The sequence below is a fragment of the Ornithinimicrobium pulveris genome, assembly GCF_050261105.1.
GTDB lineage: Bacteria > Actinomycetota > Actinomycetes > Actinomycetales > Dermatophilaceae > Ornithinicoccus.
Window position 1 is genome coordinate 3,278,593 of record NZ_CP189837.1, and the last position, 16,052, is coordinate 3,294,644.

Annotated in this window: 15 protein-coding genes; 6 read left to right on the forward strand and 9 right to left on the reverse strand. The window is 69.6% G+C overall.

The genetic code is table 11. From position 1 onward, the window contains the following. Positions 1-32: 32 nt before the first annotated feature. A complete protein-coding gene (locus ACQBAT_RS15335) occupies positions 33-1,055 on the forward strand; it encodes an LLM class flavin-dependent oxidoreductase (RefSeq protein WP_420748612.1) in 1,023 nt (340 codons plus the stop codon). Between the two features lie 21 nt (positions 1,056-1,076). Here the strand turns inward: ACQBAT_RS15335 and ACQBAT_RS15340 are convergent, their stop codons facing one another. Both ACQBAT_RS15340 and ACQBAT_RS15345 read right to left on the reverse strand, forming a co-directional pair. Next, entirely contained in the window at positions 1,077-2,393 is a 1,317-nt protein-coding gene (locus ACQBAT_RS15340; RefSeq protein WP_420748613.1) for an MFS transporter, read from the reverse strand. Then, entirely contained in the window at positions 2,390-2,887 is a 498-nt protein-coding gene (locus tag ACQBAT_RS15345) for a HesB/IscA family protein (RefSeq protein ID WP_420748614.1), read from the reverse strand. The genes ACQBAT_RS15340 and ACQBAT_RS15345 overlap by 4 nt, the downstream gene beginning before the upstream one ends. Before the next feature lie 158 nt (positions 2,888-3,045). Between ACQBAT_RS15345 and ACQBAT_RS15350 the strand changes: the two genes are divergently transcribed. After that, positions 3,046-3,723: a GTP pyrophosphokinase gene (locus ACQBAT_RS15350; protein WP_420748620.1), complete on the forward strand. Its 678-nt coding sequence runs from the start codon at positions 3,046-3,048 to the stop codon at positions 3,721-3,723. 3 nt (positions 3,724-3,726) lie between these two features. Here ACQBAT_RS15350 and ACQBAT_RS15355 read toward each other — a convergent pair whose 3' ends face one another. Both ACQBAT_RS15355 and ACQBAT_RS15360 read right to left on the reverse strand, forming a co-directional pair. Further along, entirely contained in the window at positions 3,727-4,350 is a 624-nt protein-coding gene (locus ACQBAT_RS15355; RefSeq protein ID WP_420748615.1) for a TetR/AcrR family transcriptional regulator, read from the reverse strand. Beyond that, positions 4,347-5,945: an MFS transporter gene (locus tag ACQBAT_RS15360; RefSeq protein ID WP_420748616.1), complete on the reverse strand. Its 1,599-nt coding sequence runs from the start codon at positions 5,943-5,945 to the stop codon at positions 4,347-4,349. Before ACQBAT_RS15360 ends, ACQBAT_RS15355 begins: the two co-directional genes overlap by 4 nt. A 149-nt stretch (positions 5,946-6,094) precedes the next feature. Here ACQBAT_RS15360 and ACQBAT_RS15365 point away from each other — a divergent pair, with 149 nt between their 5' ends. The 3 genes from ACQBAT_RS15365 to ACQBAT_RS15375 are packed head-to-tail and all read left to right on the forward strand — an operon-like array spanning position 6,095 to position 7,629. Then, positions 6,095-6,682, forward strand: a complete 588-nt coding sequence (locus ACQBAT_RS15365; RefSeq protein ID WP_420748617.1) for a carboxymuconolactone decarboxylase family protein — start codon at positions 6,095-6,097, stop codon at positions 6,680-6,682. A 32-nt stretch (positions 6,683-6,714) separates the two neighbouring features. Next, positions 6,715-7,236: a sigma-70 family RNA polymerase sigma factor gene (locus ACQBAT_RS15370; protein WP_420748618.1), complete on the forward strand. Its 522-nt coding sequence runs from the start codon at positions 6,715-6,717 to the stop codon at positions 7,234-7,236. 12 nt (positions 7,237-7,248) lie between these two features. Then, on the forward strand, positions 7,249-7,629 hold the full coding sequence (locus ACQBAT_RS15375; protein WP_420748619.1) for a hypothetical protein: 381 nt from the start codon (positions 7,249-7,251) through the stop codon (positions 7,627-7,629). A gap of 42 nt (positions 7,630-7,671) precedes the next feature. On the opposite strand, the gene ACQBAT_RS15380 is transcribed toward ACQBAT_RS15375, so the two are convergent. After that, positions 7,672-9,972 carry a hypothetical protein gene (locus ACQBAT_RS15380; protein ID WP_427197716.1) on the reverse strand — a complete coding sequence of 767 codons (2,301 nt, stop codon included), beginning with the start codon at positions 9,970-9,972 and terminating at the stop codon, positions 7,672-7,674. 461 nt (positions 9,973-10,433) lie between these two features. Next, complete coding sequence (ctlX, locus tag ACQBAT_RS15385; protein ID WP_420747863.1) at positions 10,434-11,459, reverse strand: citrulline utilization hydrolase CtlX; 1,026 nt, start codon at positions 11,457-11,459, stop codon at positions 10,434-10,436. A gap of 70 nt (positions 11,460-11,529) precedes the next feature. Here ctlX and ACQBAT_RS15390 point away from each other — a divergent pair, with 70 nt between their 5' ends. Beyond that, positions 11,530-12,168: a class I SAM-dependent DNA methyltransferase gene (locus ACQBAT_RS15390; protein WP_420747862.1), complete on the forward strand. Its 639-nt coding sequence runs from the start codon at positions 11,530-11,532 to the stop codon at positions 12,166-12,168. A 49-nt stretch (positions 12,169-12,217) separates the two neighbouring features. Here ACQBAT_RS15390 and ACQBAT_RS15395 read toward each other — a convergent pair whose 3' ends face one another. The 3 genes from ACQBAT_RS15395 to ACQBAT_RS15405 all read right to left on the reverse strand — a co-directional run bounded on the left by ACQBAT_RS15395 (position 12,218) and on the right by ACQBAT_RS15405 (position 16,045). Further along, positions 12,218-13,435 carry an ATP-grasp domain-containing protein gene (locus tag ACQBAT_RS15395; protein WP_420747861.1) on the reverse strand — a complete coding sequence of 406 codons (1,218 nt, stop codon included), beginning with the start codon at positions 13,433-13,435 and terminating at the stop codon, positions 12,218-12,220. A 27-nt stretch (positions 13,436-13,462) separates the two neighbouring features. Further along, entirely contained in the window at positions 13,463-14,692 is a 1,230-nt protein-coding gene (locus tag ACQBAT_RS15400) for a hypothetical protein (protein WP_420747860.1), read from the reverse strand. Between the two features lie 69 nt (positions 14,693-14,761). Continuing rightward, positions 14,762-16,045, reverse strand: a complete 1,284-nt coding sequence (locus tag ACQBAT_RS15405; protein ID WP_420747859.1) for a PQQ-dependent sugar dehydrogenase — start codon at positions 16,043-16,045, stop codon at positions 14,762-14,764. Positions 16,046-16,052 lie beyond the last annotated feature (7 nt).

Genomic DNA, 16,052 nt, shown 5'->3' on the forward strand with positions numbered 1-16,052 from the left:
ACAGCAGAGGGCGCGCTGCCGTTGCCCAGCACATGAAGCGCATCGGCTTTCTGTCCTTCGGGCACTGGACCCCGCACCCGCAGTCCGCGACACAGTCGGCCTCCGACGTGCTGCTGCAGTCGATCGAGCTGGCCGAGGCCGTCGAGGAGTGCGGCGGAGATGGCGCCTACTTCCGGGTGCATCACTTCGCCCGGCAGCTCGCCTCGCCGTTCCCGCTGCTCGCGGCGGTGGGTGCCCGGACCAGCCGCATTGAGATCGGCACCGGTGTCATCGACATGCGCTACGAGAACCCGCTCTACATGGCCGAGGACGCCGGCGCCGCCGACCTGATCTCTGGCGGCCGACTGCAACTGGGGATCAGCCGGGGCAGCCCCGAGCAGGTCATCGAGGGCTACCGCTACTTCGACCACCACCCCGCCGAGGGTGAGTCGGACGCGGACATGGCGCGGCGGCATACGGACCGGTTCCTGGAGGTGCTCAGCGGGGAGGGCTTCGCCGAGCCCAACCCCCGACCGATGTTTCCCAACCCGCCCGGGCTGCTGCGCGTCGAGCCGCACTCCGAGGGCCTGCGCGAGCGCATCTGGTGGGGCTCGGGCACGCGAGCGACCGCCGAGTGGACGGCGCGGCAGGGGATGAACCTGATGTCCTCGACGCTGATCAGCGAGGACGCGGGGATGCCCTTCCACCAGCTGCAGGCCGAGCAGATCCGGCTCTTCCACGAGGCCTGGCGGGAGGCCGGCCACGAACGGGAGCCGCGCACCTCGGTGTCGCGCAGCATCTTCCCGCTGGTCAGCGCCCAGGATCACGCCTACTTCGGGCTGGAGCGGCGCAGCACCGACCAGGTCGGGATGCTGGACGGCGGGCGGGCGACCTTCGGCAAGACCTATGCCGCCGAGCCCGACGAGCTGGTGCGTCAGCTGGCTGCGGACGAGGCGATCGCGGCGGCCGACACGCTGCTGCTGACCGTCCCGAACCAGCTGGGCGTCGACTACTGCGCCCACGTGGTTGAGCAGGTCCTCGCCGTCGCGGCGGATCCCGCGCTCGGCTGGCGCTGACCTTCGCGGCCCCGGAGAGATTCAGGGCTCGTCGACGACGAAGTCCGCGATCGGGCGATGGGTGAGGGCCACCCATCCCGAGATCACCAGGCAGGCGCCCGCGCCGAGGAGGGCGGACCAGGCCGGGGTGGTGAGGCCGGCGACGAACCCGGCGCGCGCATTGCCGATGTCAGGTCCTGCGACCCCGATCACATGCTCGACCGCGGTGACCCGGCCCAGGGTGCGGTCCGGTGTGGCCAGCTGCACCATGGCCGCTCGGGAGGTCACCGAGGCCGTGTCGGCGGCGCCGGCGACGACGAGGGCGAGCAGAGCTCCCCAGGCGATGCCGGCAAGCGCCGCCAGCCCGAAGCCCAGGAGCGCGATCCCCCAGATACCCACGGCGAGCAGCTGGACGCGACCGAGATGGCGGGCCCGGGTGACCAGCCCGGAGGCGAGTCCGGCGCTCACCCCGCCGACGGCGACCGCGGTCATGAACAGGCCGAGCGTGCGTGGGTCGCCGCCGAAGAGCTCCTGGTTGACCATCGGGAAGAGCGCGATCGGGAAGGCGAGCAGGGTTGCGGCCAGGTCGAGCAGGAACGATCCGCGCAGCACCGGGTTGCGCGTCACCTGGGTCACGCCCTCGCCGAGCAGGCTCAGGGCGGTGCGGGTGCGTCGCCACACGCGTCGCCACCCCCTGGTCAGGGGACGACGACGGGAGGTGTCTGCCGTGCCCGGCGTGGTGGCCGGCCCCCGCTCCGGCGGCATGGCGGGCAGCACCCAGACCGACCAGCAGCTGATCAGCAGGGCGAGGGCGTTGATCAGGTAGCAGACGGCGACCGAGGTGGCGCCGATCAGCAGGCCCCCGAGGGCGGGGCCGACCAGCATCGCGGCCTGGAAGCTGATCATGTGCAGCGCGATTCCGCCCGCCACGAGGTGGCGAGGCAGCAGCCGGACGGTGAAGGTCCGTCGTGCTGGGGCGCCGAGCGCGGCGCACGCGGTCTGGCCGGCGAGGACGGTCAGCAAGATCGGGAGCGGGTAGAGGCCGACCACCAGTTGGGCGGCGAGCGTGAGTGCCGCGACCGTCTGCCCCGCAGTGGACCAGAGCGCCACGGTGCGCCGGTCGAGGACGTCGGCAACAGGCCCACCGATCAGGCCCATCACGATCATCGGGACGGCTTGGACGAGGCCGATCGCCCCGACCCAGTACGGGTTGCGGGTCTGCTCCCAGACCTGGAAGAGGACGGCGACGACCGCGATCTGCGCGCCGAGGCCGGCGAGCAGTCCGCCCACCCAGAAGCGGCGGTAGGGCTGGCTCTGGCGGAGTGGGGCGAGATCGATGAGCACGCTGCGGGCGCTCATCCCTTCCCCTGCTGTTCGTCCCTGCGCTCGTCGAATGCCGTGCGTCGCCGCCAGGGCCCAGGTGGCTCGTACTCGGTGTCCCAGGGCATCGGCTCGTAGGAGCGGCAGGTCGGCTGATTTGGGCCTGGCCAGGGCTGCCCGAAGGAGCGCCGGCACGCGCAGACCTCGGGGGTGTTGGGATTGCGGGTCACCCGGAAGCGCGGCGGCTTCAGCTTCGCGCCATAGTCGAGGCGAGCCCCGGTCAGCACCGCGGCGGCCCGCTGGGTCACCAGGAGCCAGGCGCCGGGACAGCCGTAGCGGTGCTCCCCGTCGGCCGGTTCGGCGTTGGGATCGACGTTGGGATCGACGTTGGGATCGGCGAGGGCGTAGGTGTAGGTGGTGCCGCAGCACCCGCCCGGCTCGATGTCCAGGCGAACAGCCCCGCCCAGGTCCACCAGCGCCTGGATCGCCTCCTCGGTGACCTCGAACGGAGGGAAGGTGGTCTGCTCTGCCATGTACACGTCATACAGGACGGCGCTGACAGACCTGGCCGTCCCGCCCCACGTGCGGGCTGGATCTGACGGAGCTTGCGGAGGCAACTCCCAGGTGCGTGCGAGAAGGTGGAGACATGACCAGCGCCGACCCACTCCTTCGCGAAGCGTTGCGCGTGGCGATGCGGCGGGAGGATCCCGCTCAGGGACTGGTGCTGTCCACCACCGACGGTCTGACGCTCGACGCGGAGCAGCTGCGCACGATCCGCGTCGGCTTCCAGCGCTTCCTGCTCGAGTACGAGTTCGGGCTGCGTGAGGTGGAGACCAAGATCGAGATCCTGCGTGATGAGTTCCGCGAGATTCACGACTACAACCCGATCGAGCACGTCACCAGCCGGGTGAAGTCGCCAGACAGCCTGCTCGCCAAGGTCGCACGACGTGGCGTCCCCCCGAACTTCGAGGACATGCGCGAGCAGATCACCGACATCGCCGGGGTGCGGGTCACCTGCGCCTTCATCTCCGATGTCTATCGGCTCGTCGAGCTGCTCACCGCGCAGGACGACATCACGGTCCGGTGCCGTAAGGACTACATCGCCGAGCCCAAGCCGAATGGCTACCAGAGCCTGCACGCCGTGGTCGAGGTCCCGGTCTACATGTCGACCGGTCGGGTCGATGTGCCGGTGGAGATCCAGTTCCGGACCATCGCGATGGATTTTTGGGCGAGCCTGGAGCACAAGATTCACTACAAGTACGCCAGCGATGTGCCCCCCGAACTGCTCGAGGAACTCACCGACGCCGCGCGAACCGCTGCTGAGCTGGACAGTCGTATGCAGCGGCTGCACCGGGAACTGCACGGATAGCTGCTACTCCGCCACCTGCTCCAAGCGGGCGCCGTAGAGCCGAGCAGCATCGGCCAACGCGCAGCGCAGACGCTCATCGTCGCGATGCAGCAGCCAGGCCTGCGTGGTCCCGAACAGCAGGCCGAGCAGTTGCTCGACGATGACCGGCAGCGGAGCATCCCAGGTGCGTCCGGTCTGCTCAGCCAGGGTCGCGAGAAGCTTCCCTAGGCTCGCGCCGTAGCCGATCGAGGACTCAGCCATGAGCGCGGCCAGCTCGGGGTCGCGCACTGCCATCAGGGTCAGTTCCTGCAGCACCAGCTCGGTCTGTGGGTCGGCGATCAACCGATCCAGGTATGCCGTGAACGCCCGCCCGAGGGTCTCGCCGGGGCTGGCACCGTCGACATCGACCCCACCAAAGATCTGCACGGCGCTGTCGGTGTCGGCCGTGATGACGGACCGCACGATCTCGGCCTTGGAGGAAAAGGCGTAGTGCACCGATCCGTGCGGAACGTCGGCCTCCTTGGCCAGAGCGCGGGTGGTGAGCGCCCAGGCGCCCTCACGCGCCATGACGCGGAGGGCCACCTCGGTCAGCTCGGCCCGACGCTGCTCCATCGGCACTTGCGGCCGCCGCGCCCGAGGAGGGGTCATCGGGACACCCCGGCCCGATCGCGTTCGATCCGATCCTCTTCGACGGCACGCACCGGTGAGGGGGTGGACTCGACCTCAGCGCCGTCCTGCGCCTGGGTGCGCAGGCCACGCCAGGCGATGACCAGGGTGCTGAGGATGACCACACTGCTCACCCAGGCGACGGTGTCCATGCCGGTGACGAAGGCGTCGGAGGCTGCGTCGCGAAGGACAGTCCCGACCTCGGTCGGGAGCCGGTCTGCCAGTTCGTGCGCGGCTCCGAGCGTCTGGCGCGCCCCGTCCAACTGACTCGCCGTGAGATCCCCGGCGAGGTCGTCCGCGGCACCCAGGCTACGGGCATACACGGCCATTCCCACGGTGCCGAGGACCGCGGTGCCCATGGCACCACCGAACTCGTAGCCCGTCTCTGAGATCGCGGACGCAGCCCCGGCCCGCGACGGCGGGGCGGTGGTGAGGATGACGTCATTGGTGAGCGTCTCCGCCAGGCCGACCCCGAGACCGATGAGCAACGACGTGAGCACGAAGGTGGTCAACGTCTCGGCGTCGTCGAGGCGGGTGGCGGTGACAAAACCTGCGGTGAGCAGCACCAGGCCGGAGAGGATGACACCCCGCACGGAGACGACCTTGGCCACGAAGGGCGAGGTGAGCGAACCCACGATGGTCGCCAGCGCGAGCGGCAGCAACCAGAGGCCGGCCTGCGCCGAGCCCATGCCCTGGACGAGCATGAGGTACTGCGGGAAGAAGAACATCACGCCGAGCAGGGTGAAGACGGCGATCACGTTGATCAGGACGGCGGCCGAGAAGCCGGGGCGGGTGAACAGGCCGACATCGATCATCGGGTGCTCCAGGCGGCGCTGGCGCCGGACGAAGAGCACGAGCAGCGTGAGCCCGGCGACCAGGCCAGCGAGCGGAAGCAGTGCGGAGACACCCAGGCTGGGGTCCTTGGCCAGAGTCTTGAAGGCGTAGACGACCGGCAGCATGCCGGCGATCGACAGCAGCGCCGAGGGAAGGTCGAACGGGCCCGGGTTCGGGTCCTTCGCCTCGGGCAGCAGGATGATCGCGAGGATCAGGAAGATCACCATGATGGGGGCGTTGACCAGGAAGACCGAGCCCCACCAGAAGTGCTCGAGCAGAAGCCCGCCGACGACGGGTCCGAGGGCGGCGCCACCGGAGAAGGCGGCGGCCCAGACCGCGATCGCGGCACGGCGCTCCTTGCGGTCGGGGAAGATGGTGCGGAGCAGTCCGAGGGTCGACGGCATCAGGGTCGCGCCACCGAGGCCGAGCAGGGCACGGGCGGCGATCAGCATCTCCGGGCTGGTGGAGAAGGCCGCCATCACCGAGGCCAAGCCAAACGCGGGAGCGCCGATCAGCAGCAGCAGTCGGCGGCCGTAGCGGTCGCCGAGGCTGCCCATCAGGATCAGCAGGCCGGCGAGCAGGAAGCTGTAGAGATCGATGATCCACAGCAGCTGGCTGGAGGTCGGTTCAAGATCGGCCGAGAGCGCGGGGACGGCGATGCCGAGCACGCTCATGTCGATGGAGATCAGCAGGACCGGCAGGATCAGCACGGCGAGTGCGGACCAGCGGCGGAGGGCGGACACAGGGGTACCTACGTCTTTCGGACAGCCCGGGATCGGGCGAGGGAGAAGTGCTTGCTTCATCCAGTGTGGCACGAGTTTGGCCAGATGGCCAAACTTGTGTCCGCTGGACGGAGGTGTCACACATCCGGCTCCGCCGGTGTCCCAGTGGTATGGCGCTTCTCCCCCACATCCCTGCCCATCCGTCCGACGACCTGCTGGCTCGGGTGCTGATGCCCTTGGCGCGACGCACCTTCGGCCAGGTTCCCGACAGTGCCCGCGTGCTCTGGCACCATCGTCGGGCCGCGGTCGACCTCTTCCTGTTCGAGCTCCGGGTGGCGCGCTGGCGCTCGCTCGACCCGACCCTGAAGTCGCTAGCGGTGATGGCGTCAGCTGGTCAGATCGGCTGCTCTTGGTGTGTGGACTTCGCCTACTACGCGGCCCACGCGGAGGGCCTGGACACCCAACGGATCAGCCAGGTTCCGCGGTGGCGGGAGTCCGAGGCCTTCACCGAGCTGGAGCGGCAGGTGATGGCCTACGCCGAGGCGATGACGGCGACGCCGCCCACCACCAGCGATGAGCAGGTCGCCCGGCTCAGCTCGGCCCTCGGCCACCGGGCCTTCGTCGAGCTGACCCTGATGGTGGCTCTGGAGAACCAGCGGTCCCGGGTCAATGCGGCGATGGGACTGACCAGCCAGGGTTACAGCGACGCGTGCCCCGTCCCGCTGGCCCAGGCAACCGGCGCCTCTGCCCGAGCATGACGCGAGGGCATCCCGCCCGGGATGATGTCCGTATGCCGCATGTAGGCGACTCCTCCGGCCTCGCCGAGTTCGTGGCGCATCGGGATCTGCTCTTCACGGTGGCTTACGAGCTCCTGGGCTCGGCAACCGATGCCGAGGACGTGCTGCAGGAGACGTGGTTGCGGTGGTCGGAGGTTGACCATGAGGCGATCAACACCCCTCGTGCCTATCTGGTGCGGACGACGACCCGACTCGGCCTGAACCGGCTCCGAACGCTGGCCCGCCGTCGCGAAGATTATGTCGGTCCTTGGCTGCCTGAGCCGCTGCTGACGGCCCCAGACCTGGCCGAGGACGTAACCCTTGCCGAGAGCGTCTCCACTGCCATGCTCCTCGTGCTGGAGACCTTGGGTCCGGTGGAGCGCGCGGTGTTCGTGCTGCGTGAGGTCTTCGACTTTCCGTACGCGGAGATTGCCGAGGCACTTGATCGGACCCCGGCTGCTGCGCGTCAGATCGCCCACCGGGCGAGGAGGCGCGTGCGCGAGCAACGGGATATCACTAAGCTGGCCGACACCTAGGCCTCTCTGCTCATGAAGAACACTGCACATCGCGCCGTGGTGGAGCGGTTCCGGTCAGCCGTGAACACCGGCGACCTCCAGTCGTTGATGGATGTTCTCGCTCCGGACGTCGTTCTCCTCACTGATGGCGGCGGGAAGGTGAAGGCCGCACTGCGCCCCATCGTCGGCGCCGAGAAGGTGCTGCGCTTCCTCTCCGGCGTCAGCATCCCTGGAGTCGTGATCGCTCCCACCGTGATCAACGGGGAACCTGGGATGGATGTCCTCGTCCATGGAGAACGCCTGGCTGCGGCGACCGTCCTGCTGCGCGACGGGCTCGTGCAGGAGCTCTACATGGTGCGCAATCCCGACAAGCTCCCCCAAGGCGACGCCAGGGTCGCCCTCCGGCGGACCTGACGCACTGCGGGCGTGCGGTGGTCGGCATGGGGACTCTGCGGACTACAACGACTCGTCACCCAGCGGCTCTTCTGAGCCGCTGTCGGTGTTCCAGTCGGTGAGGAGTTGGTCGGGGGTGGGGGTGTGGGGTGTGGGTCCGGGTCGGGTGCGGCCGTTGGGGTCGGTGTGGGAGATCTGGATGATGCTGGTGGGGTCGGGTCGGTCGTGTTGGACGGAGTGGTGGGCGTAGTAGGCGTAGGCGAGTTGGGCGGCGCGGTCTCGGGCGTCTAGTCCTTCGTCGCGGGAGATGGTGTGGGTGTATTGCCGGTAGTCGTGGACGCGGGTGGTGCGGATTTGTCCGAGCAGGGTGGTGAAGGTGATGTCGCGGTTGGTGTTGATCGCGGCGTGCAGCATGCCGGCGGTCTTGCGGTGGTGGGGTGGCAGGTTGAGCAGTTGCAGGTTGGTCTCGGCGGTGGGGCCGTCGGCCCATCCGTAGGGGGTGACGTGGTCGATCTCGCACCGGGTGGAGGGGGTGCGTTTGCCGGGGTAGCGGGAGTACCGGTCGGCGGCTCTGATCTGCCTGCGCATCTCGGTATCTGGCCGGTAGGTGGTGATGGTGCGTTCTTTCAGGCGCCCGTCCAGCGGGTCGGTCGCCAGCCGGTGCAGGGTGCTGCCTGGGATCAGCGCGAGCTCTCGGGCGTGGCCGGGGCTGATGAAGGCAGGGTGATCCCCCACGATCTCAGCGACTTTGCCTCGGATCGAGACATCCCACCCCGGGACCCCGACCGGCCGATCCGGCCGCGAACCCTCTGACCGTGAACTCTCCGGCCCGGATGGCTCGGCTCCCCCTGGTCCCCGTGCTTCCCCTGTGTCATCAGACTCCCCAGCTGATGTCTCCCCCGCCCCCGGCGGCGCCGTCCCTGTCGGCGGTGCTGTCCCCGGGGGTGCGGTCCCCGGCGGCGCTTTCCCTGGCGCCACTCCCGGCGACGCCGCTCCCGGCGACGACGCCGGCGGTGCCGTCCCTGGCGGTGGCGTCCCTGGTGGTGCTGCCCCTGGGGTTGGATCTGGTGTTGCGGGTGGGGACGGGTGGATAGTGGTGGCGCAGGTCGGGCAGATCGGCTGGCCGAGGCCGAGGACGTCGTGCGGGACGATGACCTGCAATGCGATGGGTGGGACGGCGTTGATGATCCGCGCGAGCAGATCCGCCTTCTCCGGGGCGATCACCGGATCGAACAGACCATCTGGCTCATCCGAGCTGGAGCCCGCGTCCTCCCCATCGCCTCGTCCCGTCCCGGCCGCATCGCCTCGTCCCGTCCCGGCCGCATCGCCTCGTCCCGTCCCGGCCGCGTCGCCGCCGCCGGCGGCCTCTGCCCCATCGGGCTCATCCGCGCCGGGCTGTGCCCCATCTGGCTCTGCCTTACCGGGTTGTGCCTCGCCGGGCTGTGCCTCGCCGGGCTGCGTCTGGGCGGGGTTGATGTGGGTCAGGGGGGTGATGGTGGCGTAGGTCAGGATCGTGAGGGCCAGGTCGGTGCTGCCTTGGGGTCGGGTGCGTTCATCACCGTCGACTTTGAGGGTGGTGGCCGCGGCGTCCAGGCGCTGGCCGGCGGCGATCACGGTGGGTGCGGGTCCGCGGATCGTCAGGGTCGCGGTGCCATCGTCGTTGATCCGTACCCGGGTGTAGCGGTCGTTGTAGGCCTGCATCCGGCGGGCGCGTTCGCTGGCCGGGTCGGTGCCTTTGGCGGCCATCACTTCTCGGGCCAGGGCGGCTTCGTGCTCGGCGTGCGCCCAGGGCTGGTGGTGGAACTGTCCGTGGTGGTCCAGCCGTTCGGTCGCGGCCACAGCTGGGTCGGGCCCGTACATCACGAGTGCGATCAGGACCTGCTGCTCGCTGCTCAGCCCGGCGGTGGTGACCCAGAACCGGCAGGCCTGGGCCAGCGTGGTCTCCGCGGCTGTGATGGTGGCGGTGAGGATGTCCTGCAGCTGGTGGCCGTGGGTCGCGATCGAGACCAGGGTGCGGGCGTCGTGCTCCCGTACTCCTAACGCGGTCTCCAGCTCTAGGACCAGGCAGGCCCGGGTCTCCCGGTGCAGCTGGTCAGCGGCGGTGGCGGACAGTTCCACACCGACCTTGTCCCGTCTGGCTATCACCCGTGCCCGGGTCTGCTCATAGGCCTGACCGATGCAGGACAACAGGCGCGCTTCAGCCTCCCGCACCGCCCGGTGCGCTTGCCCCACCCCCACGATCACCGGCGACACCCCCGACGCTGACACCCCTGACTCTGACGTCCCGCCCGCTCGCGCGGGCCCGTGATCAGTGCCGCCGGCCGGGACGTCCTGGCCCTGATGCTCGCCATCCTGCTGCTTCATCACTACCTCCCCTCGATTCCCCTCGAAGCGTGCGTTCCCGGTCCCGAGAAGCCCCATGTTCTCGATCATCTGACTACAGAATAGCACACATGTACGTCACTGCAAAACACCTGTCCACAACCGCGTGTCGTACAGGCAACCCGCGCGTCGGCGGTCCCGTGGCGTTGCTGTGAGGCCTATCGCTGGGTGATCTGGGCGCGAGCCACAGGCCTGAGCGCGAGGCGGCGGAGGCAGGGGTGGCTCGCGCCATGCCCAGAGACGGTATTCGGCGCCGCCGACACACCTCGCGTCTCGTCACAACACCGCGCAGCGACGAGGAAGGGACGCTCAGCGGCTCGGCGAGGACACCCCGCGCGCCAGGCGAGGACACCCCGCGCGCCAGGCGAGGACACCCCGCGCGCCAGGCGAGGGCACCCCGCGCGCCAGGCGAGGGCACCCACGCACCAGCGACGCGGGGCCCCTCAGGACTCGTCGGCGACGTCCCGCCCATCGACCGTGTGCGGGTCCTCGTCGATCCCCTCCACGGCCGGGGTCAGCTCAGGCTCCGCCGACGGGCGCCGATCCAGGTGGATCCCGGCGATCATGCAGCGCACGGACCCACCCGCGAGCTCGATCGTGGGGATGTCGACCGCGACGATCTCGCAGGATTCCTCGATCAGCGCGACCTGCTCATCGGTCAGCGAGCGCCGAGCACGGGCCGACATGGCCAGGATGGAGCGCTTACGGCCCTCCGGCGTGCGCCCATGCAGCTCGACCGCATTCCCGGCGAACTCCCGCACCTGGTCCTCAGTGATCTCGATCAGCGTGCGGCCGTTCACGGTGAGCCGCTCACGCACCTGCTCCCGACGCTGCTCGTCACGGATCATCTCCAGGGCAAAGAGGGCGATCTCCGTTCCGACACAGGCGATCACGTTGGTGTGATAGGCCGGCACACCATCGGAATCGACCGCGTCAAAGGCCATCGGCTCGTAGCTGAAGTCGGTGCAGAAGCGCTCCAGGACGTGGGCGTCCATCCGGTGCGAACGAGCGGCGTAGGCCACCCGCGACACGTGGTCGAGCACCATCGCCCCGGTGCCCTCGAGGAAGATGCCGTCCGCCTCCAGCCCCGAGTAGTCCACGATCGTCTGCACGCGATAGCGCGACTTGAGCAGCTCGAGCACGTCGGAACGCCGCTCGTGGCGCCGGTTCGAGGCATACATCGGGTAGACCGCGACATAGCCACCGGCATGGGTGGACAACCAGTTGTTGGGGAAGACGCTGTCCGGCCGGGTATGGTCCTCATCCTCGAAGACGTGCACCGTGACACCGGCCTCGCGCAGCGCGGCGGCCAACGCGTCCATCTCCGCGAGCGCCCGCGCCGAGGTCGCATCGCCCGACTGACCCTCCGGGGCGTCGGACTGGAAAGCATTGTCCGCCGCGGTCGCCGGGTTGGGCGTGAACCGCAGCGCGCGGATGAGGATGACTGCGTTGGGGGCCTGGGCACTCACGTTCGGCGAATCTAGTGCATCCGGCCACCTCACCCCAACGGCGCTCGCCCACCGCTGGCACCCTGGACCCATGGCTGCCCACGATGACCACTTCGATTCCACCTCCGCCACCTGGGACGAGGATCCTGGCAAGGTTCGCAGCGCCGGTCAGGTCGCCGCCGACATCGCCCGGCGCGTGCCAGAGGCCGCTGGTGGCAGGCTGCTCGAGTACGGCGCCGGCACCGGGTTGGTCACCCAAGCTCTGGTCGGCTACCTCGCCCCCGTCGCGCCCATCGTCCTGGTCGACAGTTCGTCCGGTATGCGGAAGGTCATCGAGGAGAAGATCGTCGCCGGCTCCCTTCCCGAGGGTTCGCAGGTCTGGGACCTGGATCTCTCGGACGCTGCCACACCCCTCCCGGACGAGCGCTTCGACCTGGTCGTCGCCTCCATGGTGCTCCACCATGTGCCCGACCTCGCCACCGCGCTCGGCAACCTCACCGAACTCCTCCTCCCCGGCGGCCACCTCGCCATCGCCGACCTCGACGCGGAGGACGGCAGTTTCCACGCCCACCTGCACGACTTCGACGGCCACCACGGCTTCGTCCGCGAGGACGTCGCCACGGCGCTGCGCGAGGCCGGCCTCGACCAGGTCGTCATCGAGGACTGCCACGCCATCGAGCGAGACGATCAGCCCTATACCGTCTTCCTCGCCACCGCCCGCCGCCCCTGACGGGAGTGCCCGAGGCGGCCACACGGCATACGGGGCCTTGGCGCAAACCTCACTCGGCGTAGAGACGCAGGTCCTGGACGAAGTCGTCCGCGACCTCCAACATCCCGTCCAACTCGGGGTGGCGCACGATGATCACGCCGTCCGAGAGCAGCGTGGCGCGCCAGTCCCGGCGACGAGCGCCGACCGGGAGCAGGTCCACGACGCAGATCTGCTGACGGTGCTTCTCGACGAGCTCCTCCAGCCCCTCGACCCGCGTGATCCGCCCGCGCCCCTGCGCCCGCTTGAAGATGCTCACCGCGTTGTAACGCCGCTGCACCGGCCGCACACCCGCGGGCCCATGCACGATCGCGTCCGCCCAGAACCGGAACAGGTCGTCATCGAGCGCGTAGTTCATCACGTCGACGGAGCGCGCTCCGGGCGGCCGGGCGCCGATCTCGCCGAAGACGACCTCGCCGTCGGACTTGCGGTACCACTCCAGATGGGTGAATCCCTCGTCGAAGCCGAGCGCCCTGAGCACATCCAGCCCGAGCTGGCGGCCCTGCGCCAACTTGGGGTCCTCGATGTCGCGCAGCGCGATCGTCATCGGGCTGATCCACTCGTGGCTACGGCCCTCGAGCGGGCGGGGCAGATACCAACTCATGTTCTCGAAGAGCACCTCGCCGCGGGCGCAGATCGTGTCGTGCGTGAACTCCTCGCCGTCGATGAACTCCTCCACGCTGACGCGGCGCACATGCCGGATCATCTGCTGCACCTCGGACAGCTGCTCGGGCGAGTCGACGCGGTAGGTGTCCGCGGACCCGGCGCCAGCGATCGGCTTGACGATGAGCGGGAAGCCGATCCAGTCTGCCGCGTCCCAGACCTCGGCGACACTATCCGCGGCCGCGTGCCGAGGCGTGCGGATCCCGGCCTCGTCCAGGACCTTCTTCATCTTCTCCTTGTCCCGGAAGAGGACGGCCTGGTCCACGGTGAGGCCGGGCAGGTCGTAATGCTCGCGGATCTGCGCGGCCAGTTCGACATACGGCTCCCACAAACACTCCACCCGGTCGAAACTGGCGAACTGGGCCAGCTCGTCCAGCCGACGCAGCACCTCCTCAGTGTTGGCCAGAGGGGCCTGTATGTAGTGGGCCAAGGAGTCGTGCGCCTCCCGGGGCAGCGCTCCGACGGGTTGGTCACCGACCCCGATCACCCGGACGCCGGTCGCCGCGAGCGCCCGGGTGAAGTAGGCCTGCTCCAGGGGGAAACCGGGCGAGATCATCAGCACGTTCATGGGGCGGTTCTCCTCAGTCCGTCTCGATCAGTCCGTCTCGATCAGCTCGACCCGCAGCCCGGAGACGATCCGGTCGAGCGCGGCCGCGACGACCGCGGTGTCCTCGTGCTTGACCGTGACATAGCCCTCGCCCTCGTAGCCGCTGGAGGCCGGCTGGCCAGCCTGCGGCAGGCGCGCGTCGACGACGAGGTGACCGATGTCGCGGTTGACCTCCTCGACCCCGCTGACGTGCCGGACCCGTCCCCGCCCCATGCCCCGGAGGTATGCCGTGCCCACGGCGTGGGTGCGCTCGCGCAGCTCGAACTCGTCGAGCAGGACGAGTCGGGAGTAGACGTCGAAGAAGTCGAACCCGTGCGCGTGCCCGATCATCGCCGCGATCTGCGCACCCGGCGGACGTGCGCCCACCTCGGAGATCGCGACCGAGCCGTCGGGACGGGCGAACCACTCCATGTGGGAGAGCGCGTTCTCGACCCCTAGAGCGCTGAGCGCGGCAGGGCCAACGGTGCGGATCTGGTCGTACTCGGGACCGGAGATGTCCTGCGGGAGCAGCACCGACCACTGCATCCACGGGTGGCGGAGCACCTCGAGCGGGGTCGGGTGGTAGTCCGAGATCGAGGCCCACAGCGTTTCGCCGCCCAGGGTCACTGCATCGAAGGTGTGCTCGCGACCGGTGAGGAACTCCTCCAGCAACCAGGGCTCACCCGGATCCCGCTGGGCGACCTGCAGCCAGGACTCGAAGTCCTGTTCGGTATCCAGCCGGAAGGTGGCCTTGGCGCCAGCACCGTCCGGCGGCTTGGCCACGAGGGGCAGCCCGACCTGGTCGACGAAAGCGCGGGCCTGGTCGGTGTGGTGGACGAGCTGGTGGCGGGCGCAGGGCAGGCCAGCCTCGCGCAGCACCGTCTTCATCCGAGACTTGTCGCGCACGTTGCGGGCCGCGTCCTCGCGCATGCCGGGGATGTCGAGGGCGTCCCGGACCTGGGCGAGCGGGACCTGGAGCTGCTCGAGGATGCCGATCAGCCGGTCGACGCCGCCCATCGTGTGGGACAGCCCACGGACGCCGTCGGTCAGCTGCTGCGGATCGAGGGGATCCTTGACCTGCCAGTGCGCGACCCCCTGCTCCCGCAGCACGGCCGGCAGGTGATCGGCCGGGCTGGCCGTGATCACGCCGAGCCGAACGCCGGGCACGCGAGCGGCGGCGAGCACGAACCGGGTCGTGGCAGGGAGAAGGAACGGGGCGACGAAAGCGGCGTTCACCATGACGAGAGGTTATTGGGTCCGGAGGGTCTCGTGGGTTCCCTGGTCAGCTGGCGGGGTGAGTTGCCGGGACTAATTGTCCGGGCGCAGCTCGAGCAGGCGGCCGCCGGCGCCGTCCTCGAGGATCCAGATGGACCCGTCGGGGGCCTCGTCGACCGCGCGGATGCGCGAGCCCATGTCCCACTGGTCAGCGACCTCGGCGTCCTGTCCGTCGAGGTCGACGCGGACCAGGGTCTGGCCGGAGAGCCCGCCGAGCAGGGCGCTGTCCTGCCAGCCGGTGAACAGGTCCCCGGAGTAGATCAGCAGGTTGCCGGGGGAGATCGCGGGGACCCAGTAGGCCGCCGGGGCACGGTAGCCGTCACCCTCCTGGTGGCCCGGGATGTCTCCACCGCCGTAGTGCACGCCCATCGACGCCTCGGGCCAGCCGTAGTTCTCCCCCGGCTCGAGCAGGTTGAGCTCGTCGCCGCCTTGCGGGCCCATCTCGGAGACCCAGAGCTGGCCGGTGGAGTCCTCGGCGATGCCGAGCGGGTTGCGGTGCCCGAGGGTCCAGAACTCTTCGGCCACCCCACCCTCGTCGGCCCACGGGTTGTCGGGCGCCGGCTCGCCGTCGAGAGTCAGGCGAACGACCTTGCCGAGATTGGTGTCCAGGCCCTGCGCGGGGTCCAGCTCCTGGCGGTCCCCGGAGGTGACGAAGAGGTGGTCATCGTGGACCAGCATCCGCAGCGAGAAGTGCCCGTTGCCGGACTGCGGGGTCTGCTCCCAGAGCACCTCGATGTCGGAGAGAGAGGCATCGTCGACGTCGAGCGTGCCGCGGCCGACCACGCCCTGGACACCCTGGTCCGTGCTGCGCACCCAGCTCAGGTAGATCGTGCCGTCGTCCTCGAAGGTGGGCCCGGCGATCACGTCGTGCAGCCCGGCCTGGCCGGCGTGGTGAACCTCGGGAGTGCCGGTCACCTCGGTGACCTCGCCGGAGTCCTGGTCGCGCAGCTGGAGAGCGCCCACGCGCTCGGCGATCAGGAGGTGGTCGGTGCCGGGCAGGAAGTCCATCGCCCAGCCCTCGTCGAAGCTGCCGTGCTCGGTGATGGTGAAGGCCTGGACGGGATCCTGCGCCTCGCTGTCGCCGACACCGTCCGCATCGTCCGCGCCGTCCTCGGGCGCAGCGCCGCCCTCGCTGCCCTCGACCTCGTCGGCGCTGGAGGTCTCCTCAGCGCCGTCGTCGGTCGGCGAGCCTTCCTCCTCCACCGCCGGCTCCGGCGACACCGTGCTGCCCCCCGCAGGGCCCTCACCTCCGTCATCGCCCGAGCAGGCGGCAAGCAGAAGAGCGGCGGACAGGGTGGCGATGGTGCGGCGTCCCATCACGTCA